Source organism: Streptomyces sp. NPDC030799 (assembly GCF_055572255.1).
Genome location: NZ_JBVIDS010000020.1, coordinates 174836 through 196779 on the forward strand (window position 1 = coordinate 174836; position 21944 = coordinate 196779).

20 protein-coding genes are annotated in these 21944 nt (G+C 71.4%); 12 read left to right on the forward strand and 8 right to left on the reverse strand.

Annotated features, from left to right (window positions below; translation table 11 throughout):
- Positions 1-10: 10 nt before the first annotated feature.
- From ACZ41I_RS38875 to ACZ41I_RS38885, 3 genes are all read right to left on the reverse strand, one after another.
- Positions 11-667: a hypothetical protein gene (locus ACZ41I_RS38875; protein WP_468516363.1), complete on the reverse strand. Its 657-nt coding sequence runs from the start codon at positions 665-667 to the stop codon at positions 11-13.
- Complete coding sequence (locus ACZ41I_RS38880) at positions 655-1194, reverse strand: SigE family RNA polymerase sigma factor (protein WP_067006350.1); 540 nt, start codon at positions 1192-1194, stop codon at positions 655-657. The genes ACZ41I_RS38875 and ACZ41I_RS38880 overlap by 13 nt, the downstream gene beginning before the upstream one ends.
- A gap of 272 nt (positions 1195-1466) precedes the next feature.
- A complete protein-coding gene (locus ACZ41I_RS38885) occupies positions 1467-2342 on the reverse strand; it encodes an HhH-GPD family protein (protein WP_363216637.1) in 876 nt (291 codons plus the stop codon).
- Between the two features lie 180 nt (positions 2343-2522).
- Between ACZ41I_RS38885 and ACZ41I_RS38890 the strand changes: the two genes are divergently transcribed.
- The gene (locus ACZ41I_RS38890; RefSeq protein WP_468516364.1) at positions 2523-3335 is read left to right on the forward strand and encodes a hypothetical protein; all 813 of its coding nucleotides are present in this window, start codon (positions 2523-2525) and stop codon (positions 3333-3335) included.
- A 69-nt stretch (positions 3336-3404) separates the two neighbouring features.
- On the opposite strand, the gene disA is transcribed toward ACZ41I_RS38890, so the two are convergent.
- Positions 3405-4529 (reverse strand): DNA integrity scanning diadenylate cyclase DisA, encoded by a 1125-nt coding sequence (gene disA, locus ACZ41I_RS38895; protein ID WP_067052714.1) that lies wholly within the window; start codon positions 4527-4529, stop codon positions 3405-3407.
- A 79-nt stretch (positions 4530-4608) separates the two neighbouring features.
- Positions 4609-6018, reverse strand: coding sequence for a DNA repair protein RadA (radA, locus tag ACZ41I_RS38900; RefSeq protein WP_399773119.1), 1410 nt, complete (start codon positions 6016-6018; stop codon positions 4609-4611).
- A 197-nt stretch (positions 6019-6215) separates the two neighbouring features.
- On the opposite strand from radA, the gene ACZ41I_RS38905 reads away from it, so the two are divergent.
- Positions 6216-7922 (forward strand): BACON domain-containing protein, encoded by a 1707-nt coding sequence (locus tag ACZ41I_RS38905; protein WP_399773116.1) that lies wholly within the window; start codon positions 6216-6218, stop codon positions 7920-7922.
- 211 nt (positions 7923-8133) lie between these two features.
- On the opposite strand, the gene ACZ41I_RS38910 is transcribed toward ACZ41I_RS38905, so the two are convergent.
- Positions 8134-8922: a DUF3109 family protein gene (locus tag ACZ41I_RS38910; protein WP_468516371.1), complete on the reverse strand. Its 789-nt coding sequence runs from the start codon at positions 8920-8922 to the stop codon at positions 8134-8136.
- Between the two features lie 146 nt (positions 8923-9068).
- Here ACZ41I_RS38910 and ACZ41I_RS38915 point away from each other — a divergent pair, with 146 nt between their 5' ends.
- The 4 genes from ACZ41I_RS38915 to ilvD all read left to right on the forward strand — a co-directional run bounded on the left by ACZ41I_RS38915 (position 9069) and on the right by ilvD (position 13577).
- Complete coding sequence (locus ACZ41I_RS38915; RefSeq protein ID WP_399773114.1) at positions 9069-10001, forward strand: Ppx/GppA family phosphatase; 933 nt, start codon at positions 9069-9071, stop codon at positions 9999-10001.
- A 112-nt stretch (positions 10002-10113) separates the two neighbouring features.
- Positions 10114-10926: a sugar phosphate isomerase/epimerase family protein gene (locus ACZ41I_RS38920; RefSeq protein WP_363216643.1), complete on the forward strand. Its 813-nt coding sequence runs from the start codon at positions 10114-10116 to the stop codon at positions 10924-10926.
- Positions 10927-10940: 14 nt separating this feature from the next.
- Complete coding sequence (locus ACZ41I_RS38925; RefSeq protein ID WP_363216644.1) at positions 10941-11564, forward strand: TetR/AcrR family transcriptional regulator; 624 nt, start codon at positions 10941-10943, stop codon at positions 11562-11564.
- 159 nt (positions 11565-11723) lie between these two features.
- The gene (gene ilvD, locus ACZ41I_RS38930) at positions 11724-13577 is read left to right on the forward strand and encodes a dihydroxy-acid dehydratase (RefSeq protein ID WP_468516365.1); all 1854 of its coding nucleotides are present in this window, start codon (positions 11724-11726) and stop codon (positions 13575-13577) included.
- 52 nt (positions 13578-13629) lie between these two features.
- On the opposite strand, the gene ACZ41I_RS38935 is transcribed toward ilvD, so the two are convergent.
- On the reverse strand, positions 13630-15720 hold the full coding sequence (locus tag ACZ41I_RS38935) for a serine/threonine-protein kinase (RefSeq protein WP_468516366.1): 2091 nt from the start codon (positions 15718-15720) through the stop codon (positions 13630-13632).
- A 183-nt stretch (positions 15721-15903) separates the two neighbouring features.
- Between ACZ41I_RS38935 and ACZ41I_RS38940 the strand changes: the two genes are divergently transcribed.
- The 6 genes from ACZ41I_RS38940 (at position 15904) to proC (ending at position 20252) form a co-directional block, all read left to right on the forward strand.
- Positions 15904-16221: an SH3 domain-containing protein gene (locus ACZ41I_RS38940; RefSeq protein ID WP_363216647.1), complete on the forward strand. Its 318-nt coding sequence runs from the start codon at positions 15904-15906 to the stop codon at positions 16219-16221.
- 43 nt (positions 16222-16264) lie between these two features.
- Entirely contained in the window at positions 16265-16789 is a 525-nt protein-coding gene (locus ACZ41I_RS38945; RefSeq protein WP_468516367.1) for an EamA/RhaT family transporter, read from the forward strand.
- Positions 16790-16872: 83 nt separating this feature from the next.
- Complete coding sequence (locus tag ACZ41I_RS38950) at positions 16873-17661, forward strand: class I SAM-dependent methyltransferase (RefSeq protein WP_363216649.1); 789 nt, start codon at positions 16873-16875, stop codon at positions 17659-17661.
- Between the two features lie 147 nt (positions 17662-17808).
- Complete coding sequence (locus ACZ41I_RS38955) at positions 17809-18594, forward strand: ABC transporter ATP-binding protein (RefSeq protein WP_399773099.1); 786 nt, start codon at positions 17809-17811, stop codon at positions 18592-18594.
- Complete coding sequence (locus tag ACZ41I_RS38960; RefSeq protein ID WP_468516368.1) at positions 18591-19355, forward strand: ABC transporter permease; 765 nt, start codon at positions 18591-18593, stop codon at positions 19353-19355. Before ACZ41I_RS38955 ends, ACZ41I_RS38960 begins: the two co-directional genes overlap by 4 nt.
- An 84-nt stretch (positions 19356-19439) precedes the next feature.
- Complete coding sequence (gene proC / locus ACZ41I_RS38965) at positions 19440-20252, forward strand: pyrroline-5-carboxylate reductase (RefSeq protein WP_363216652.1); 813 nt, start codon at positions 19440-19442, stop codon at positions 20250-20252.
- A gap of 75 nt (positions 20253-20327) precedes the next feature.
- Here the strand turns inward: proC and trpS are convergent, their stop codons facing one another.
- Positions 20328-21356, reverse strand: a complete 1029-nt coding sequence (gene trpS, locus ACZ41I_RS38970) for a tryptophan--tRNA ligase (protein ID WP_399773095.1) — start codon at positions 21354-21356, stop codon at positions 20328-20330.
- Positions 21357-21944 lie beyond the last annotated feature (588 nt).

Consider the following 21944-nt stretch of genomic DNA (forward strand, 5'->3'; position numbering starts at 1 on the left):
GGTGTGGGGGTCAGTTGTCCTGCGCGGGCGCCGCGTCCCCGCCGGTTCTGCTGTAGCGGTTCTCGTGCCGGGTCCGCTCGGCGAACCGGCCCGCTTTCCAGTGGTACGTGATCACGGTTTCCCTGGACGGGTTGGCCGCCGGGTCGTCCGTGTCATACACCTGCTTCGTCACGGTCAGCTCGTGGCCGTCGATCTCCGAGAAGACCGGCGAGTCCTCCGCCTTGAACACATTCTCGTACGTCCCCCTGACGTCCCGGTACACGTACGTGCCGATGCCCACCTCGTCACCGCAGACCCACACGTTGACCAGGACGTCGTTGACGGACCCGCCGGTCAGATCGCCGTAGGTGGCCTCGACAGGGTAGTCGTCGCCGCTGCACGGCTTCAGCTCCCGCTTCACCGCCGTGGAGACCGCCGGGTCCTTCTTGAGCAGGGAGACCGCGTCCACTCGCCGGTAGCGGCTGGTCGGGCTCGGGCTGGACTTGGGGGCGTCGACGGCTCCCACCGCCGCCGACGCGTGTGCCGGGCCCTCGTCCCGGGTACCGGTGCCCCCCGTGCCGCTCGCGGCGACGAAAAGGGCGATGGCGGCGAGCGCGGCTCCCGCCGCGATCACCGCCTGCGTGATTCCTCGGGTCCCGACGGACCCGGCCCCGGTCAGGCCGCGCAACGCTCCCGCTCCTCACGCTCCAGCGCGCGTGCGTCCAGATCGCGGGCCTCCAGCTCCTCGCGGAGCCGGGCGAGCGCCCGGTGCAGCGTGCTCTTGACCGTACCGGCCGACATGCCGAGGGCCGCGGCGGTCTCCTCCGTGGACATCTGCTCCCAGTGTCGCAGCACCACGACACTGCGCTGCTTCGGTGCGAGCACTTTCATGATGTCCATCAGCAGGGCACGGTCGGCGTGCTGCTCGGTGGAGTCGTCCACGGACGCGTCCGGCAGCTGCTCGGTCGGGACCTCCTCCAGCTTGCGCGCCCGCCACCACTCCGTACGGGTGTTGATCATGACGCGGCGCAGATAGGCGTCGGCGAGCCGCTTGTCCGCGATGCCCTCCCAGCGGCCGTACGTCCGCACCAGCGCCGTCTGCAGCAGGTCCTGGGCGTCGACGGGGTCCGGCACCAGTCGGCGAGCGCTGCGCAGCAGCGCGTCCTGCCGGGTGCGGACGTACTCCTCGAACTCGAGCACCTCGCCCTGCGCCATGATCAACCGCCTCCGTTCCCCGTTCACTCCGGCTTGTCGCCCGAAGTCCTGCGTCCTTGTGCCCGGTGGTCTCCCGGGCACGGAAAAGAAGCTACGGAGTGGTTGTCACGGCGTTGTCCGAACCAGCCTGCGGCTAGCAATCGGCTATCCGTCGGTTGTGTAACGGCCGTGAGAATGGGGTAGGCAGGCTGGATGTTATGTCCGTTTATGCTGGCCTTTGTCGAGCTGATGGGCCCGTAACAGAGCTGTGGAGTCTGTGACTTGGCTGTCCGTCAGCTCAGCGGCAGCCGATACAGACCGCCCGGCAGCGGCTCCACCAGACCGTCCGCGACGAGCCCGTCGAGCGCGCGGGCGCGCTGCACCGGCTCGTGCCACACCCGGTCCAGCACCGCCTGCGGCACCGGCGCGTGCGCCTCCCGCAGTACCGCCAGCAGCTTGCCGCGCACCTGCCGGTCCGTACCGGCGTACGTCTGCCCGCGGCGCGGCGGACCCGCGTGCTCCGGCTTGCCGGCCAGCCGCCAGGCGCACTGCGCGGCGATCGGGCACCGCCCGCATCCCTCGTTCTTCGCCGTGCACACCAGCGCGCCCAGCTCCATCGAGGCCGCCGCCCAGCGCGCGGCGGTCTTCTCGTCCTGCGGCAGCAGCTCACGGGCGAGCCTGCGCTCGGCGGCCGTCGTCGCGTTCGGGGGGTACTGCACTCCCGTCACCGCGCGCGCGAGGACCCGGCGCACATTCGTGTCCAGCACCGGATGCCGCTGTCCGTACGCGAAGGAGGCCACCGCGGCGGCCGTGTACTCGCCGATGCCGGGCAGCGCCAGCAGCTGCGCATGGTCCGTCGGTACGTCCCCGCCGTGCCGTTCCGTTATGGCGACCGCCGCGCCGTGCAGCCGCAGGGCCCGGCGCGGATAGCCGAGCCGGCCCCAGGCGCGCACCGCCTCGCCCGGCGCCTCCTTCGCCAGGTCGGCGGGGCGCGGCCAGCGGGCCAGCCACTCCTCGTAGACGGGCAGTACGCGGCTGACCGGGGTCTGCTGGAGCATGAACTCGCTGACCATCACACCCCACGGACCCGCCTCCGGGCGGCGCCAGGGGAGGTCGCGGGCATGGGCGTCGAACCAGGCGATCACAGGGGTGTGGAGCTTCTCAGTCATGGCTTTCCGATCCTCCCACGGTTCGGCCCGCCTGACGGGTGACGGCGCGGTCACACAGCGTTGTGATGCGTGAAGGGGTGCGCGGCCGAGGGCAGTTGCCGGGATGATGATCGGGAAAAGTTGGCGCCCGTGCGGCGGGTGGCGCAAGCAAGCACGGGGATCTCTCGTACAGTTTGCGCCGTGGGATCTCTGCGCAATCCGGTCGGGCCGCTTCCCTCCTCCATCTACTGGCGAAGGAGGGTCGTACTGCTGTCGGTGTTCGCGGTGTTGGCGCTGCTGATCGCATGGATCGTCACCGCCGGCGGCGGGAGCGGCAAGAAGAGCGCCGGCGGATCCAACGACAAGAATCCCGCACCCACGATCACCCCGGGACCGTCCTCGTCCGGGCCTGCGATCAGCCAACGCCCGGGCGGGCGCGACGAATCGGGCGGCGGCTCCAGCGGGAGCGGTTCAGGTTCCGGCGGCAGCGGCTCGGACGGCGGTTCCAGCGGCTCCTCCGGGTCCGGCGACGGCTCGGCCGGTGGCTCCGGCTCGGCGTCCGGCGGCGGCAACGTCGTTGCGGGCGACGCGCTCCCGGCGTCCTCCTCGCTGCCCAACTGCACGTCCGGTGCGGTGGCGTTGAGCCTGCGGAGCCTGCACAACTCCTACTCGCCCGACCAGACACCGACCTTCGAACTCACCGCGAAGAACGGCTCGTCCGCCGACTGCAAGATCGATCTCGGGCCGAAGAGCACGGTGTTGACGATCACACCGGCGGCCGGGAACGACGCGTTCTGGTCGTCGGCCGACTGCCCCAAGGGCGCGGGGAGCCTGGTGTTCCGGGTACCGGCGGGGCAGAGCATCACGTACACCGTGAAGTGGGACCGCAAGCCGAGTGCTCCGCAGTGCGGGAAGGTCTCCGGGGGGTCGGCCGGTGCGGGGACGTACTTGCTGGAGGCGAAGGCACCGGGGTTCGGGAAGGTGCGGGCGTCCTTCGTGCTGTCGGCCGACTGAGGGGCAGGGCGGCGCGGTTGGTCGCCAGACGGACACACGCCCCCGAGTCATGGGGCGCCCGGCCCAAACTCAGACGTACCGCTCCAAGATGGACGACTCCGCCAAACGCGACAAACCTTCCCGCACGCTCCGCGCCCGGGCCTCGCCCACCCCGTCCACCGTCTGCAGATCATCCACGCTGGCGGCGAGAAGCTTCTGCAGGCCTCCGAAGTGCTCCACCAGCCGGTCGATGATCGCGCCCGGCAGGCGCGGAACCTTGGCCAGCAGTCGGAAGCCCCGCGGGGACACCGCCGAGTCGAGTGTCTCGGGAGACCCGGTGTAGCCCAGCGCACGTGCCACCGTGCCCAGTTCGAGCAGCTCCGCGTGGGTCAGCGCGTCCAGCTCGGACAGCGCCTCCTCGACCGTACGGGACCGCTTCGCCGTCGGCTCGGGGACGTAGTCCCGGACGACCAGCTCACGGTCGGGCTCGACGCCGGCGATCAGCTCCTCCAGCTGGAGCGCGAGCAGACGGCCGTCCGTGCCCAGTTCGACCACGTACTCGGCGATTTCGGTGGCGATGCGCCGCACCATCTCCAGGCGTTGCGCGACGGCGGACACGTCCCGCACCGTCACCAGGTCCTCGATCTCCAGCGCCGACAGCGTGCCCGCCACCTCGTCCAGCCGCAGCTTGTACCGCTCCAGCGTGGCCAGCGCCTGGTTCGCGCGGGACAGGATCGCCGCCGAGTCCTCCAGGACGCGCCGCTGACCGTCGACGTAGAGGGCGATCAGGCGCATCGACTGGGAGACGGAGACCACGGGGAAGCCGACCTGCTTGCTCACCCGGTCCGCCGTGCGATGCCGGGTGCCCGTCTCCTCCGTGGGGATGGTCGGGTCCGGCACCAGCTGCACACCGGCCCGAAGGATCTTCGACAGGTCCGAGGACAGCACGATGCCGCCGTCCAGCTTGCACAGCTCCCGCAGCCGGGTCGCGGTGAACTCCACGTCCAGGACGAAGCCGCCCGTGCACATCGCCTCGACCGTCTTGTCGGAGCCGAGGACGATCAGCCCGCCGGTGTTGCCGCGCAGCACGCGCTCAAGGCCGTCGCGCAGGGCCGTACCGGGAGCCACGGCGCTCAGCGAGGCGCGCATCAGGCCATCGGAACCGGCACTCCCACCGGACTTTCCGGGAGCTGCTGCCCGGTCGTTGGCTGCCACTGCACTCCTCCGGTCGCAGTTCTGACGCGCTCCCTTACCCGCACGCGGTTCGTACGGACGGGCGAGACCTGGGCAAAGTCTACCGGCGCTCCTCCGCCTCCCGGGGGGCCTCTCGGCGACGGGAGCGCGGCAGCACCCGCAGTGCGTCCCCCATGTCGGCGACTTCCATGACCTTCATGCCGGGCGGGACCTTGCCCGGATCGGTCGGTACGAGCGCGTGTGTGAAGCCCAGCCGGTGCGCCTCGGCGAGCCTGCGTTGCACGCCCGTGACCCGTCTCACCTCGCCCGCGAGGCCGACCTCCCCGATGGCCACCAGGTTCTTCGGCAGCGGGGTGTCGCTGGCGGCGGAGGCGAGCGCGAGCGCGATCGCGAGGTCGGCGGCCGGTTCCGACAGCTTCACACCGCCCACCGTCGCGGAGTAGATGTCCCGCTTGCCGAGCGCGCTGATCCGGCCGCGCTGCTCCAGGACGGCCAGCATCATCGACACACGCGAGGTCTCCAGGCCGGAGGTCGTCCGGCGCGGGGAGGGAATCTGGGAGTCGACCGTCAGGGCCTGCACCTCGGCCACCAGCGGGCGGCGGCCCTCCAGGGTGACGGTCAGGCACGTGCCGGGGACCGGCTCGTCCCGGCGGGTCAGGAACAGGCCGCTGGGGTCGGCGAGGCCCGTGATGCCCTCGTCGTGCAGCTCGAAGCAGCCGACCTCGTCGGTGGCGCCGTAGCGGTTCTTCACGCCGCGGACCAGGCGCAGACGCGCGTGCCGGTCCCCCTCGAAGTGCAGGACGACATCCACCAGGTGCTCCAGGAGACGGGGACCGGCGATCGCGCCGTCCTTCGTGACGTGGCCCACAAGGAGGGTGGACATGCCCCTTTCCTTCGACGCGCGGATGAGCGCACCCGCCACCTCCCTCACCTGAGCCATGCCGCCGGGCGCGCCCTCGATCTGCGGGGAGGCGACCGTCTGCACCGAGTCGAGGATCAGCAGGGACGGCTTCACCGCGTCCAAGTGGCCGAGCACGGCGGACAGATCGGTCTCGGCGGCCAGATACAGCTCGTCGTGGAGGGCGCCGATGCGGTCGGCGCGCAGCCGCACCTGGCTCGCCGACTCCTCACCGGTGACATACAGGGTGCGGTGCTCCGCGCTCGCGGACTTGGCGGCCACGTCCAGCAGCAGTGTGGACTTGCCGACGCCGGGTTCGCCCGCGAGCAGCACGACCGCGCCGGGCACCAGGCCGCCGCCGAGCACCCGGTCCAGCTCGGGCACGCCGGTCGGGCGGGCCGTGGCCTGCCGGCCGTCGACCTGGCCGATGGGCAGCGCGGAGGTGGTGACCCGGCCCGGTGCCGTCGTACGCACCGCGGGCGCGCCGTACTCCTCGACCGTGCCCCATGCCTGGCATTCGGGGCAGCGGCCGAGCCACTTGGCCGTCTGCCAGCCGCACTCGGTGCAGCGGTAGGACGGGCGGTCCTTGGTGGTCTTGGTACGGGCAGCCATGCGGAAACCGTAGCCCGCGGCACTGACAACGGCGCCCCTGGCTGCATGTGGGTGAACCGGTACCGGCCATCACCCGTCGGGATCGCGCCACGGAACAAAGGGTTCCTGTCCCCTTATGAGGGATCGTTTCACCCGTGCGGGTTAAAAGTGCTCAAGCTTCGAGAAGGGGCACTCCACCGCCGCCTACGGTCGCACGGGTGACGAGCAGCAGTCCGGAGACCATCACCCGCAGCACCGGAGCGCACCGCGTGCAGCGCGAGGCGCGTGATCACACCGCCGCGCGCACCCTCGCCCAGCGACCGGCGGCGCGCTACGAACCGTACCTGGACGGACTGTTCACCTACTGTCTGTCGGTGCTGTGCGACCACGACGCGGCCACCGCCGCCCTGGGCGACGCCCTCGCCCTGGCCGAGCGGCGCGGCCACCGCGTCCCGCAGGCCGCCGCCGACCGCAGGGCCTGGCTGTACGCGCTGGCCCGCTGGGCGTGCCTGCGCAAGCTGGCCGAGGCCAAGCAGAAACGTCAGGCCACCCACGCGGCCGGCCGCTCCGGGGCAGGGAAGCCGGCCGGGCCCCAGGTGCCAGACCCGCCGGTCGCACCGGAGGTCCAGGAGCAGCGGCGCCGCGAACTGGCCCTGCTGGCCTGGCCGGAGGCGGCCGGTACGACCCCCGAGCAGCGCGAGGCCCTGGAACTGGCCGTCCGCCACCACCTGGCCGCGCACGAGGTCGCCGCCGTCCTCGGCAGGGAAGTGGCCGCCGCGCGCGAACTGCTCGCCACGGCCGCCTGCGAGGTCGAGCGCACCCGCGCGGCCCTCGCCGTCGTCGAGACCGGCGGCTGTCCGAGCGTGGCCCACCTCACCGGGGACAGCGGCCTGGTCCTGAGCACGGCGCTGCGCCGCGAGCTGGTCCGCCACGTCGACGACTGCCCGCGCTGCCGCCGCACCGCCGAGCGCGCCGTCCCCGGCCGCTGGCCCGGCGCCACGGTCACCCCGGCCGAGCTGCCCGTGCTGGAGGCCCCGCGCGCGGTCCTCCACATGGCTCTCGCCCACAGCCCACGCGCGCGGGGCGCGGCCGTACCCCGCTTCGACCGGCGCGGCTTCCCGATGGACCCCAAGGACCGTGCGGCCCGCCGCGACCGGCTACGCGCGCGTGCGGTGACGACGACGGTCGTCGCCACGGTGGTGGCCGCTCCCGTCCTGGCCCTGTGGGCCGCCTACCGGGGCGCCCCGACGGCGGAGGGGGAGGGGCCCTCGGCCACCGCGCGCGAGGCGCAGGGCCCCGACGCCCTCGGCAGTGACACGGCCGGCGGCTACGAGAACGCCGGGAACGCCAGCGTGAAGCCCGGCTCCCGGCTCGGCGAGGACGGCGCGGCGGACGTCTCCGTGGAGGTCGTCAGCGTCAACGGCACGGGCGGCGCGAGCTCCGGACAGCTCGACGTCAGCGCCGACGGCGACGGAGACACCACGCTGATCACCCTCAGCGCGTCGGGTTCCGGGCCGGTCGCCTGGTCGGCGTCCACCTCGGCGGACTGGCTCTACCTCAGCCGGTCCTCGGGAACCCTCCAGCCCGGCGAGACGTTGACGATCAAGGTGTACGTCGACCATCTGCGCGAGCCCTCCGGCCACTGGCACGCACAGCTGGCGATCTCCCCGGCCGGCGCCGTGGTCTCCATCGACGGCTACGGCACGGCACCGACCCGCCGCCCCACACCCCGGCCGCCGTCCTCCGTCCCCACCACCCCCACCCCGACCCCGCCCAGCACACCCCCCGCCAGTCCCCCGCCCACCCAGTCCCCACCCGCACCGAACCCGACCCCCACTCCCACAGACCCACCGCCACCCTCCGACTCCCCGCCCCCGACCCCGTCCCAGCAGGGTGGCGAGCCGTCGAGTCCGTCCGGGGGGTAGAGGTGGGATGGGCCCGCGGGCGAGCGGGCCGGCGATCGGGGCCGGGCGCCGAGGGTCGGCGACTCAGTCGCGGAGGGTCAGGGCCCGGGGTGAACGCCGCAGGTCAGCGTTGGTGTCCGTCAGTGAGGGGGACGGGTTCGTCCTGTGCGCGGCGGTTGGCTCCTTGATGTTCTTCCGGTCGGTCGGGACGGGGGGAGGGAAGGAGGCGGGGCTACGAGGTCGGGTCGGCCGGGTGCGGGGCGACCAGGGGGAGTTGCGACGCCAGTCGCTGCTCGCAGAGCTCGACCAGGCGGTCGTAGCCGGCCTTGCCCATCAGTTCCGTCAGTTCGGCCCGGTAGGAGACGTACACCGGCTCGCCCGCGCCGTGCGCCGAGGTCGCCGAGGTGCACCACCAGTGCAGATCGTGGCCGCCCGGACCCCAGCCCCGGCGGTCGTACTCGCCGATGGAGACCTGGAGGACCCGGGTGTCGTCGGGGCGGTCGATCCAGTCGTACGTCCGCCGGATCGGCAGCTGCCAGCACACGTCCGGCTTGGTCTCCAGCGGCTCCCGGCCCTCCCGCAGCGCCAGGATGTGCAGGGAGCAGCCCGCGCCGCCCGCGAACCCCGGGCGGTTCTGGAAGATGCACGAGCCCTGGAACGGGCGGGTCTGGCGGGAACCCTCGTCGTCCTCGGAGACCCAGCCGTTCCGGGTCCCCTCGGCGTGGTGCTGCCAGATCTCCGGCGTGAGCCGTGCCACATGCTCGGCGACCCGCTTCTCGTCGTCCTCGTCCGAGAAGTGCGCGCCCAGCGAGCAGCACCCGTCGTCCGCGCGGCCCGCCTGGATGCCCTGGCAGCCGCTGCCGAAGATGCAGTTCCAGCGAGAGGTCAGCCATGTCAGATCACAGCGGAAGACCTGCTCGTCGTCCGCAGGATCAGGAAACTCCACCCAGGCGCGCGCGAAGTCGAGCCCCTTCTCGTCGCTCACCTTGGGGGCCTTCGGAGACGGGGACTTCTGGGACACGGACGCCTTCGCCTGCGAAGGTTCCTTCACTCCCTTGGAGGATTTGTGGTTCTTCGCCTTTTTCGTCTTTGGCACGCGTCCAGAGTAAGTGGCCGAGGCCCGCACCGGGGACCGTGGACGGACAATCTGGCAGTAGCGTTCCGTACATGAGACTCGGTGTCCTGGACGTGGGTTCGAACACGGTGCATCTGCTGGTGGTGGACGCCCACCCCGGCGCGCGCCCGCTGCCCGCGCATTCGCACAAGGCCGAACTTCGGCTCGCCCAGCTCCTCGACGACAGCGGTGCCATCGGCGACGACGGCATCCACAAGCTGATAGACGTCGTGCAGGACGCGCTGCAGGCCGCCGAGGACAAGGGCGTCGAGGACCTTGTGCCGTTCGCGACCTCCGCCGTCCGGGAGGCGAGCAACGCCGACGACGTCCTCGCGCGTGTGGCCGACGAGACCGGCGTACGACTCCAGGTCCTCAGCGGCGAGGAGGAGGCGCGCCTGACCTTCCTCGCGGTCCGCCGCTGGTTCGGCTGGTCCGCCGGAAAACTCCTGGTCCTGGACATCGGCGGCGGCTCCCTGGAGATCGCCTACGGCATGGACGAGGAGCCGGACACCGCCGTCTCCCTGCCGCTCGGCGCCGGCCGGCTCACCGCGGGCTGGCTGCCCGGCGACCCGCCCGCCCCCGACGCCGTACGCGCCCTGCGCCGCCACGTCCGTACGGAGATCGCCCGCACGGTCGGCGAATTCAGCCGCTTCGGTGCCCCCGACCACGTCGTCGCCACGTCGAAGACCTTCAAGCAGCTCGCCCGCATCGCCGGCGCCGCCCGCAGCGCCGAGGGCCTCTACGTCCAGCGCGAACTCAAGCGCGAGTCCCTGGAGGCCTGGGTCCCGCGGCTGGCGGGCATGACGGAGGAGCAGCGCGGGGAGCTCCCGGGCGTCTCGGAGGGCAGGGCAGGCCAGCTGCTGGCGGGCGCCCTGGTCGCCGAGGGCGCGATGGACCTGTTCGGTGTGGAGAGCCTGGAGATCTGTCCGTGGGCCCTGCGTGAGGGCGTGATCCTGCGGCGCCTCGATCACATGGGGTCCGATTAGTGCCCCGAGGGCACATGGCGTGAGCAACGACCGCATCCGCCCGAATGGCAAAGCTCACAACGGCGAACAGGCACCCCGCACCCGCACGGCCGAACCCCGTAAGGTGACGGACGTGGCTGAACCAAGGGACGTCTCCGTCGCCCTGTCGACGGCCTCCGTATACCCGGAGTCCACGGCGACCGCCTTCGAGATCGCCGCGCGCCTCGGGTACGACGGCGTCGAGGTCATGGTGTGGACCGACCCCGTCAGCCAGGACATCGAGGCGCTGCGCCGCCTGTCGGACTACCACGGCATCCCGATCCTGGCCGTCCACGCCCCCTGCCTGCTGATCACCCAGCGGGTCTGGTCGACGGACCCCTGGGTCAAGCTGCAGCGGGCCCGGGCGGCCGCCGAGAAGCTGGGTGCCTCGACCGTCGTCGTCCACCCGCCCTTCCGCTGGCAGCGCCAGTACGCGCGCGACTTCGTCGACGGGATCTGGCGGATGGCGAACGAGACGGACGTGCGCTTCGCCGTCGAGAACATGTACCCGTGGCGCTACCGCGACCGCGAGATGCTCGCCTACGCCCCCGACTGGGACGTCACCAACCACGACTACCGGCACTTCACGATCGACCTCAGCCACACGGCGACGGCCCGCACGAACGCCCTGGACATGATCGACCGCATGGGCGACCGCCTGGGGCACGTGCACCTCGCCGACGGCCGGGGCTCGGCCAAGGACGAGCACCTGGTGCCCGGCCGCGGTACCCAGCCCTGCGCCGAACTGCTGGAGCGTCTGACGCTGTCCGGTTTCGACGGCCATGTCGTCATCGAGGTCAACACCCGGCGGGCTATGTCCAGCGCCGAGCGCGAGGTCGACCTCGCCGAGGCCCTGGCCTTCACCCGCAAGCACCTGGCGTCGGCGGCAAGGATGCCCCGCCGATGAAAGGGACTCCGGCCATGAGCGGGACGCCTGCCACCGGTGAGCCGGTGGTCCGCAGAAGGGGCCGCCCTCCGCGCGCCGAGTCCGCCGACACCCGTGACCGCATCCTCGCCGCGGCCCGCGAGGAGTTCTCCGAGCGCGGTTACGAGAAGACGTCCGTACGCGGGATCGCCAAGGCCGCCGGGGTCGACTCGGCGCTCGTCCACCACTACTTCGGCACCAAGGAGCAGGTGTTCGAGGCGGCCATCGAGGTCGCCTTCGCACCCGCGCTGAACGCGCCGGACGCGGTGGCCGACGGTCCCCTGGAGGGCGTGGGGGAGCGGCTGACCCGTTTCGTCTTCGGCGTCTGGGACAACCCGACGACCCGTACGCCGCTCCTCGCGATCCTCCGGTCCGCCGTGAACAACGAGACCGCCGCCGCCGTCTTCCGCCGCCTCGTCGCCGCCCAGCTGCTGCGCCGTATCTCCGCCCAGGTGGACCTGCCGGACCCGGAGCTGCGGGCCGAGCTTGCGGCCGCGCAGCTGGTGGGCACGGCGATGATGCGCTACGTGATCAAGCTGGAGCCGCTGGCGTCCGCGGACCTGGAGCAGATCATCGCCCGGGTCGCCCCCGTCGTTCAGGGGCATCTGACGCAACCCTGAGCGTGCATCCCGAGGGTCCGGCACCGCTGCCCGTACCCGGCGATCCGTGGGACACGTGTCCCGCATTCCGGACAACCGTGTCCAGCGTTTGGAGCACCGGCGTACGCTCGGAGACAGTCAGAACTCTCTGGCAGTAGGTCTTCGAAGGAGCGAGCGACGATGCCCGAGCTGAGGTCCCGCACAGTCACCCACGGCCGCAACATGGCGGGCGCCCGCGCCCTGATGCGCGCCTCCGGTGTACCCGGTGCGGACATCGGCCGGAAGCCGATCATCGCGGTCGCGAACTCCTTCACCGAATTCGTGCCGGGCCACACCCATCTGCAGCCGGTCGGCCGGATCGTCAGCGAGGCGATCAAGGAGGCGGGCGGCATCCCGCGCGAGTTCAACACGATCGCCGTGGACGACGGCATCGCGATGGGCCACGGCGGCATGCTGTACTCCCTGCCCTCCCGCGACCTGATCGCGGACTCGGTGGAGTACATGGTCGAGGCGCACTGCGCCGACGCCCTGGTCTGCATCTCCAACTGCGACAAGATCACCCCCGGCATGCTGCTGGCGGCCCTGCGCCTCAACATCCCCACGGTGTTCGTCTCCGGCGGCCCCATGGAGGCCGGCCGCGCCACCCTGGTCGACGGTACGGTCCGCACGCTCGACCTGGTCGACGCGATCTCCGACGCCGTCAACGACAAGATCTCCGACGAGGACATCCTCCGTATCGAGGAGAACGCCTGTCCGACCTGCGGCAGCTGTTCCGGCATGTTCACGGCCAACTCCATGAACTGCCTGACCGAGGCGATCGGCCTGTCCCTGCCCGGCAACGGCTCCGTCCTCGCCACTCACACCGCGCGCAAGCAGCTCTACGTCGACGCGGCCCGCACGGTCATGGAGCTCACCCGCCGCTACTACGAGCAGGACGACGAGTCGGTCCTCCCGCTCAACATCGCCACCTTCCAGGCCTTCGAGAACGCCATGGCCCTGGACATCGCGATGGGCGGCTCCACCAACACGATCCTGCACCTGCTGGCCGCCGCCCAGGAGGCGGGCGTCCCCTTCGGACTGGAGCAGATCGACGCCGTCTCGCGCCGCGTCCCGTGCCTGGCGAAGGTCGCCCCGAACGTGGCGAAGAACCGCACGTACTACATGGAGGACGTGCACCGCGCCGGCGGCATCCCCGCCCTCCTCGGCGAACTGCACCGCGCGGGCCTGCTCAACGAGGACGTCCACGCCGTCCACAGCCCGTCCCTGGCCGACTGGCTGAAGACCTGGGACGTCCGCGGCGGCTCCCCGTCCCCCGAGGCGGTCGAGCTGTGGCACGCCGCCCCCGGCTGCGTCCGCTCCGCCGAGGCCTTCTCGCAGTCCGAGCGCTGGGAGGCGCTGGACGAGGACGCGGAGGGCGGCTGCATCCGCAGCGTCGAGCACGCCTACTCGAAGGACGGCGGCCTGGCCGTCCTGAAGGGCAACCTGGCGGTCGACGGCTGTGTGGTCAAGACGGCCGGCGTCGACGAGTCGATCTGGACCTTCGAGGGCCCCGCGGTCGTCTGCGAGTCGCAGGAGGAGGCCGTCCAGCGGATCCTCACCCAGGAGGTCAAGGACGGCGACGTCGTCGTCATCCGCTACGAGGGCCCCAAGGGCGGCCCCGGCATGCAGGAGATGCTCTACCCGACCTCGTACCTGAAGGGCCGCGGCCTCGGCAAGAGCTGCGCGCTGATCACCGACGGCCGCTTCTCCGGCGGCACCTCCGGCCTCTCCATCGGCCACGCCTCCCCGGAGGCGGCCTCCGGCGGCACCATCGCCCTGGTCCAGGACGGCGACTGCATCCGCATCGACATCCCGAACCGCACGATCGAGCTGCTGGTGGACGAGGCGGAACTGGCCCGCCGCGAGCAGGCCCTGAACGGCGTCTACGCCCCCAAGAACCGCGAACGCAAGGTCTCCGCCGCCCTCCGTGCCTACGCTGCGATGGCGACGAGCGCGGACAAGGGCGCCGTGCGCGACGTGACCAAGCTGGGCTGACCCGGCACAGCAGCGAAGGGGCCGCCTCCGCCGGGGGCGGCCCCTTCGCACGTCACCAGCCGGACGGATCGCGCGCGGCCACGGCGAAGACGGTTCCGTCGGGGGCGGCGGCGTAGACGTGGCCGCCGGCGATCAGAGGTGCCGGCAGATCGGCGTTGACCTTGTCCGCGTGGGCGCCGAGTCGCGGCGGGGTCTGTCCCCTGAGACGTCCGTCGCGTGCGTCGACTGCCAGCAGGCGTCCGTCGGCCGCGGTGAAGTAGACGTGCTCACCGTCGCCGACCGGGGCCGAGCCGCGGCTGACGGACGTCTCGACCTGCCACAGCCGTTTGCCGGCGGCCAGGTCCACCGCTTCCAGCGAGCCGCCCGCCGACAGCAGGTAGACCGTGTCACCGTGCGTGGTGGCCTGAGGGGACAGACGCGGGACCGGCAGCGCCACCCAGCGGGACGTCTTCGAGGCCGGCGTGTAGCGGACCACGGCGCTCGCCCCGGAAGCCTTGTCGAAGGAGAGGAAGATCAGGGACCGGCCCTGGCTGCCGACGGGTTTCAGCACCCCTTGCAGCGAGGCCGTCCAGCGCACGGCGCCGGTGCCGGGATCCACCGCGGTGACGCGGGTGTGCGTCCCTTCCTCGGAGGTGGCGGTCGCGTATGCCAGCGGGTCCCCGGCGAACGAGTCGACGGCCGGCGTGCCGTAGCCGGCGAGCCGCCGGTTCCACTTCGTGCGGCCCGAACGGCCGTCCACACCCGTGAGCGTTCCGTCGGCACGGGTGAGCAGCGTCGTGCCACCGGCGTACCGAACCGTTGTGCCCTGGGGGAGAGGCCGCTTCCACACTTCGTTGCCGGAGCGCAGGTCGAACGCCGTCAGCAGTGAGCCGCCGTTCGTGCACAGCTGCACAAGAGAACCGGAGACGACCGGCGGTTCGCCGATGCGCCTGGCGGCGATCGCGTGGCGCCACAACGGCCGTCCGTCAGCAGGGGAGAGGGCGAAGACCGCGCCGGGCTGTGCACACCACAACGTCCTGTCCCGGTACGAACACTGAGGCATTCCCGCCTCCCCGGGCGCCGGCTTGGCCTTCCAGGATCTGAGCACGGAGGCCGTGGCGGACGGTTCCGGGCCGGCCGGAGCGGGGTCGTCGCTTCCCGTCAGGCGCACGGAGGCAAGCGCGGCGATCACGACGAGCCCGAGCGCCCCGGCGCCCACGGCCACCCTCCTTCCGATCCGCCTCCCGCCCGATGGCGCGGGCTGCTCGGCAGGTGGCTTCGGAGCCGGTCCGTCGCCCGACCGCTGTGCCGGTATGAACGCCTGCGTGTCGTAGGAGGCCGCCACCGACCGCAGTTCCCGCATGAGCTCATCGGGGGTCGGCCGGTCCTCCGGCTCCTTGGCGAGGCACCGCCGCACCAGCGGAGCGAGGCTTTCCGGTACGCCGGTGAGGTCCGGCTCGTCATGCACGACCTGGTAGGCCACGACGTACGGGCTGTCGGAGTCGAAGGGCCCCCGCCCGGTCGCCGCGTGCACCATCACGGACCCGAGCGCGAAGATGTCGGCGGCGGGCCCCACTTCACGCGGCCGCCGGAACTGCTCGGGGGCCATGAAAGGCGGCGTGCCGATCAGCTTGCCGGTCTCTGTGCGCAGTTCGCTGTCCTTCGGCCGGGAGATGCCGAAGTCGATGACCTTCGGCCCGTCCTCGGCGAGCAGCACGTTGCTCGGTTTCAGGTCCCGGTGCACGACCCCGACCCGGTGGATGTCGCGCAGCGCCTCGGCGAGCCCCGCCATCAGCCGGCGCAACTGATCCGGCTGCATCGACCCGTTCCGCTTGACCTCGTCGGAAAGGGTCGGACCCGGAATGAACAGCGTGGCCATCCAAGGCCGTCCGGCATCCGGATCGGCATCGACGACGGGCGCGGTGAAGGCCCCGCTCACCTTGCGGGCGGCGGCCACCTCCTGCCGGAAACGGCCCCTGAACTCGGGATCCTTGGCGAACTCGGCATGTACGACCTTCACCGCGAGCTTCATCCCCGAGGTGCTGCGGGCCAGGTGGACGACACCCATGCCACCTGATCCCAGGCGGGACTCCAGGCGGTAGTGACCGGCGTACTCGGGAAGTTCCGCTTCCGCGCCCGCTCCGGCGTTCCTGCGTGGCGTCATGCGACCACCCCCGTGCTGTTCGACCGCGCGCGCGACGCACGGAGCCTAGTCGATGACTCGTGCGGGACAGAGGCGGCTTGCTAGCCTGCGCGCGCGAGTTGCGCACACGTGTTTCGCGGCTCGTCTCCGGGGAACGAGCGGCGCTCCATGGCTGGCATGGGGCCCAAGGGGGAAAGGTTTCACATGTCTGTTGACCGTGCCGAAGAGGCCGCGACCGGTACTGAGCGCGAGGCCATGACGGCCGAGGCAGCCATTCGCACGTACGCGGTCGCTCCCGGCGTCCGCCTGAACGTCCGCAACGGCCCCGGCACCAGCTACGGCATCGTGCGTGTCCTGCCCGAGGGGACCCGGGTCCCGGTCTTCTGCCAGACGCCGGGGACGAACGTGAGCGGTCCGTACGGGACGTCGAACATCTGGGACAACATCGACAACGGCGAGTACGTGTCCGACGCCTACGTCCAGACCGGCAGCGACGGCTACATCGCGTCGCGCTGCGCCTGACCCCACCGGGGGCCCGCCCCCCGCCCGGCGCCATAATCGTTCCGTGAGCGACGAAACCGGCACCCCGGGCACCCCGGCGGGCTCCCCAGAGGGCACGGCCCCGAGCGGCGGCCCGCGCCCCGAGCCTCTCCGCTTCTTCGGGACCACCTGGGTGAACCACGACAACGGCTACGCGGCCCGCCGCGCCGGCGTCGCCGTCGGCTCGCTCGCCACGGCCGTCGTCTCCTGCCTGGTCCTCCGCTTCGCCTACGAGGGCATCCGGCTCGCCGAAACCGGCTCCTTCGTGACCGTGCTGATCACCGTCATGTTCGCGATCTGCAGCGCGCTCGCCTTCCGCAACACCTGGGAGGGCTTCGGCACGCGGCACGACCCGCAGCGCCAGGCGTCCCTGCGCGGCCTGCTCGCCATCGGCTTCGTCGGCTCCCTCCTCGCCTACTTCTTCCGCTCCCTCATCGAGGCGCCCGGCGAGAAGCTGCACCGCGAGGAGTACGCGAAGGCCCGCGAGGAGTACCAGCGCCGCACCTTGCGGCGTACCGGCAACCCGTCGAAGAAGAAGCGCCGCCGCTGACGCCTGCGCCGGCCGGTCCGGGGCCCGGCCGAGTTCCTGCGTCATGGAGGCCAAGTGCCCGAAGCGGTGGTGTTCTTGTCGGTATGACCACCACACCACCGCCCGCATCCACACCCTCGCCCACGGACCGCGCCCACTCCTTCAACTCCGCTGCCGCGCAGTACGCCGCGAACCGCCCCTCCTACCCGCCCGCCCTCTTCGACGCCGTCGAGGAGCTGGCCGGCCGGTCTCTGTCGGGTGCCAGGGTCGTGGACGTCGGCGCCGGTACCGGGATCGCGACCGCCCTTCTGCATGACCGCGGTGCCGACGTGCTCGCCGTCGAACCCGGCGAGGGCATGGCCGCCGAGTTCCGCCGCGGGCTGCCGCATCTCCCGATCGTCCGGGGCAACGGCAACGCCCTCCCCCTCGCCGACGCACACGCCGACTTCGTCACCTACGCCCAGGCCTGGCACTGGACCGACACCGCCCGTTCGGTGCCGGAGGCGCTGCGCGTACTGCGGCCGGGCGGCGCGCTGGCGCTGTGGTGGAACGGTGACGCGCTGGACGTCGAGTGGGTCGCCGAGGCCGCCGCCCGCATCGGCGGCTTCTTCGGCGTGGACATGATCGCCAAGCAGCGGGACGGCAGCCGCCCGGAACTGGCCGACCCGAGCGGCCGCCTCCGCTTCAGCCGCCGGGTGGTCCGCTGGAGCCGCCGCGTCACGATCGACACCCACCTCGCCAACATCGGCAGCCACTCGGCGTTCCTCCTCACGCCCGCCGACCGCAGGACCGCCTTCCTCGAACAGGAGCGCGCCCACCTGCTGAAGGTCTTCCCGGACGGCATCGTCGAGGAGACCTACGACGTGCTCCTCCTCGTGGCCACCAAGCCCTGACCCAGGGCTGCCGCACGGACAGGACAGCGGCGGTCGGGCGCGGACGGCATCCAGCCGCCACCCCGGCCGCCGCTTTTCCTTGCACTGCCCGCGCTTTCCCTGCCACCGCCCTTGACGCCAGGACCTTCCGGCCCAATTATTCATCGCATGATGAATTATGCCGTCCAGGCCGACGACCTCACTGTCGTCCGCGGCTCCCGCACCGTCCTGCACCATCTCCGCTTCACCGTGCCCCGCGGCCAGATCACCGGCCTGCTCGGCCCCTCCGGCTGCGGCAAATCCACCCTCATGCGCTCCGTCGTCGGCACCCAGGCCAAGGCCACCGGCACCCTGAACGTCCTCGGTCACCCGGCCGGCCACCCCACCCTGCGCAGCCGCATCGGCTATGTCACCCAGGCCCCCTCCGTGTACGACGACCTGACCGTCCGCCAGAACCTCGAGTACTTCGCCGCGGTCCTCGACCCCGGCCGCGCAGCCGCCGACCGCCGCCACGAACACGTCACCCGCGCCATCGCCGACGTCGACCTCACCAGCCATGCCGACGCCCTCGCCGGAAACCTCTCCGGCGGCCAGCGAGGGCGGGTCTCCCTGGCCGTGGCCCTGCTCGGCACGCCCGAACTGCTCGTCCTGGACGAACCCACCGTCGGCCTCGACCCCGTCCTGCGCCGCGACCTGTGGACCCTCTTCCACGACATCGCCGCCACCCGCGGCGCCACCCTCCTCATCTCCTCCCACGTCATGGACGAGGCCGAGCGCTGCCACCGCCTCCTCCTCATGCGCGAGGGCGAGATCCTCGCCGACGACACCCCCGACGCCCTGCGCACCCGCACCGGCACCGACACCGTCGAGGCCGCATTCCTCCACCTCGTCGACGAAGCCGCAGCCGCACACCGCACCCAGCACACGCCCCACGCCCAGGAGACGACCCGATGAGTACGACCGCCCCCACCGGCGCGCTCAGCACCTCACGCACCGCCGCCACCGCCGCCCGGGTCCTGCGCCAGCTCCGGCACGACCCGCGCACCATCGCCCTGATGCTCCTCATCCCGTGCCTGATGCTGATCCTGCTGCGCTACGTCTTCGACGCCAGCCCCCGCACCTTCGACAACATCGGCGCCTCCCTGCTCGGCGTCTTCCCGCTGATCACGATGTTCCTGGTCACCTCCATCGCCACCCTGCGCGAACGCACCTCCGGCACCCTCGAACGCCTCCTCGCCATGCCCCTCGGCAAGGCCGACCTCATCGCCGGCTACGCCCTCGCCTTCGGCGCCCTCGCCGTCGTCCAGTCCGCCCTCGCCACCGGACTCGCCGTGTGGCTGCTCGGCCTCGACGTCACCGGCTCACCCTGGCTGCTCCTCCTCGTAGCCCTCCTCGACGCCCTGCTCGGCACGGCCCTCGGCCTCTTCGTCTCGGCCTTCGCGGCCTCGGAATTCCAGGCGGTCCAGTTCATGCCCGCGGTGATCTTTCCCCAGCTCCTCCTGTGCGGCCTGTTCACTCCCCGGTCCGACATGCACCCCGCGCTCACCGCCATCTCCGACGTCCTGCCGATGTCGTACGCCGTCGACGGCATGAACCAGGTCCTGCACCACACCGACATGACGACCACCTTCGTGCGGGACGTCCTGATCGTGGCGGGTTGCGCGGTCCTGGTGCTGGGGCTGGGAGCGGCGACCCTGCGACGCCGGACGGCGTGAGCCCGAAGCGGCCGCTCCCCGGCCCGCGTCCGCCCACCGGACAACCGAACCGCACCCCTCCTCGCCGGTGCCAGACTGAACACCATGAGCCAGAAAGTCGCAGTCCTCGGCACCGGCAAGATCGGCGAAGCCCTGCTCAGCGGAATGATCAGGGCCGGCTGGGCCCCCGCCGACCTCCTGGTCACCGCCCGCCGCCCCGAACGCGCCGAAGAACTCCGCACCCGCTACGGAGTCACCCCGGTCAGCAACACCGAGGCCGCCAAGACCGCCGACACCCTCATCCTCACGGTCAAGCCGCAGGACATGGGTACCCTCCTGGACGAGCTGGCCCCGCACGTCCCCGCCGACCGCCTGGTCATCAGCGGCGCCGCCGGTATCCCCACCTCCTTCTTCGAGGAGCGCCTGGCCGCAGGCACCCCGGTCGTCCGCGTCATGACGAACACCCCGGCTCTCGTCGACGAGGCCATGTCGGTCATCTCCGCCGGCAGCCACGCCACCGAGCAGCACCTCGCCCACGCCGAGGAGATCTTCGGCGGCGTCGGCAAGACCCTCCGCGTCCCCGAGAGTCAGCAGGACGCCTGCACCGCCCTGTCCGGCTCCGGACCCGCGTACTTCTTCTATCTGGTCGAGGCCATGACCGACGCCGGCATCCTGCTGGGCCTGCCCCGCGACAAGGCCCACGACCTCATCGTCCAGTCCGCCATCGGCGCCGCCGTGATGCTCCGCGACAGCGGCGAACACCCCGTCAAGCTCCGCGAGAACGTCACCTCCCCGGCCGGCACCACCATCAACGCCATCCGTGAACTGGAGAACCACGGCGTACGAGCCGCCCTCATCGCCGCCCTCGAAGCCGCCCGCGACCGCAGCCGCGAACTCGCCTCCGGCAAGAAGGACTGACCCGGCGCCGGGGCGAGCGCTCGACGCAACCCGCCCGCCCCGCTCGTCCCGGCCCTGACCGCCCTGTCGACCGCCCTATCGACCGGTCGTGCTCAACGCCGTCTCGAACGCCGGCGGCAACAACCCGATCGCCCGGTACGCCGCATCGACGGTCGGCCGAGCCATCGCCCTCGCCTTCTGCGCACCATCCCGCAGCACCCCCTCCACAAAGGCAGGATCCGCGCACAGCTCCCTGTGCCTGGCCTGCACCGGCCTGAGAACCTCCACCACGGCCTCCGCGGTGTCCTTCTTCAAGGCGCCGTACGAGTCGTAAACGCCTGCCAGTGACTCAGGGTTCCCGTCCGTGCACGCAGCGAGAATCTCCAGCAGGTTCGCGATCCCCGGCCGCCCCTCCCGGTCGTACTCCACATCCCGCCCGCTGTCGGTGACCGCCCGCATGACCTTCTTCCGCACCACGTCCGGCTCGTCGAGCAGATAGACGACCCCCAGACCCGAGTCGTCCGACTTCCCCATCTTCGACGCCGGCTTCTGCAGATTCATCACCCGCGCCGCGACCCCCGGGCGCGCCGCCTCCGGCACCACGAAGGTGCGCCCGTACCGCTGGTTGAACCGCACCGCCACATCCCGCGCCAGCTCGACATGCTGCACCTGGTCGTCCCCGACCGGCACCTCGTCCGCCCCGTACGCCAGGATGTCCGCCGCCATCAGCACCGGGTACGTCAGCAGAGACAGCCGCACGCTCCCGCCGCGCTCCCGCTCCCGTGCGGCCTTCTCCTTGTACTGGATCATCCGCCGCATCTCACCGTCGGTCGCCACGCACTCCAGCAGGTACGACAGCCGCGTGTGCTCGTCGACATGGCTCTGCAGGAACACGGTGCACACCTCGGGATCGAGCCCGGCCGCCAGCATCAACGTCGCCGTCTGCCGACTGAGCCTGCGCACCCGCGCCGGATCGTGCTCCACGGTCAGCGCGTGCAGATCCACGACGCAGAACACCGCGTCGGCCCGGTGCTGGTCCGTCTCCACCCAGCGCCGCATGGCTCCCAGGTAGTTGCCCAGCGTCAGGTGCCCGGTCGGCTGGATTCCGCTGAAGACCCGCGTCATCTCCACTCCACCTCCTGCTCGAAGCCGCCGCTCCTGCGGCCGGCCCCCGGAGTCCTGGAGGGGAAACAAGAACGGCCGCCGAGGCGGCGGCCGTTGGATGCATACGTGCGTACGGCCGCCGTCAGGCGGCCCACCAAAGCTGGGTACACGTACGCGTGGTCATGTCGACCAGGGTACGCCCTGCGAGTGGTCCCCGGGCAGGAGTTGACACGCCCCACGCCGGTACGTAGTGTTCTCCGGGTTGTCCGACGTGAGCGCCGACTCCGGTCGGTCCCCGGACAGCCATTCCGCAAGTACCAGCCACTCTTCGACGCTTCGGCGCCGACTGCTTTGGCGTGCGTATTTGCGAAATGAGGAATCCGCGTTCGAAAGAACGCAGCCCCCGATTAGCTCGGGAGCGCGGAATCCGCTAAAGTCTCACTCGTCGGAACGGCCCAACGGCCGGGAAGACAAACCCGCTGACTGGGAGTCAGACGCCGAAAGGATCTGATAGAGTCGGAACCGCCGGAAAGGGAAACGCGAGAGCGGGAACCTGGAAAGCACCGAGGAAATCGGATCGAGAAAAGATCTGATAGAGTCGGAAACACC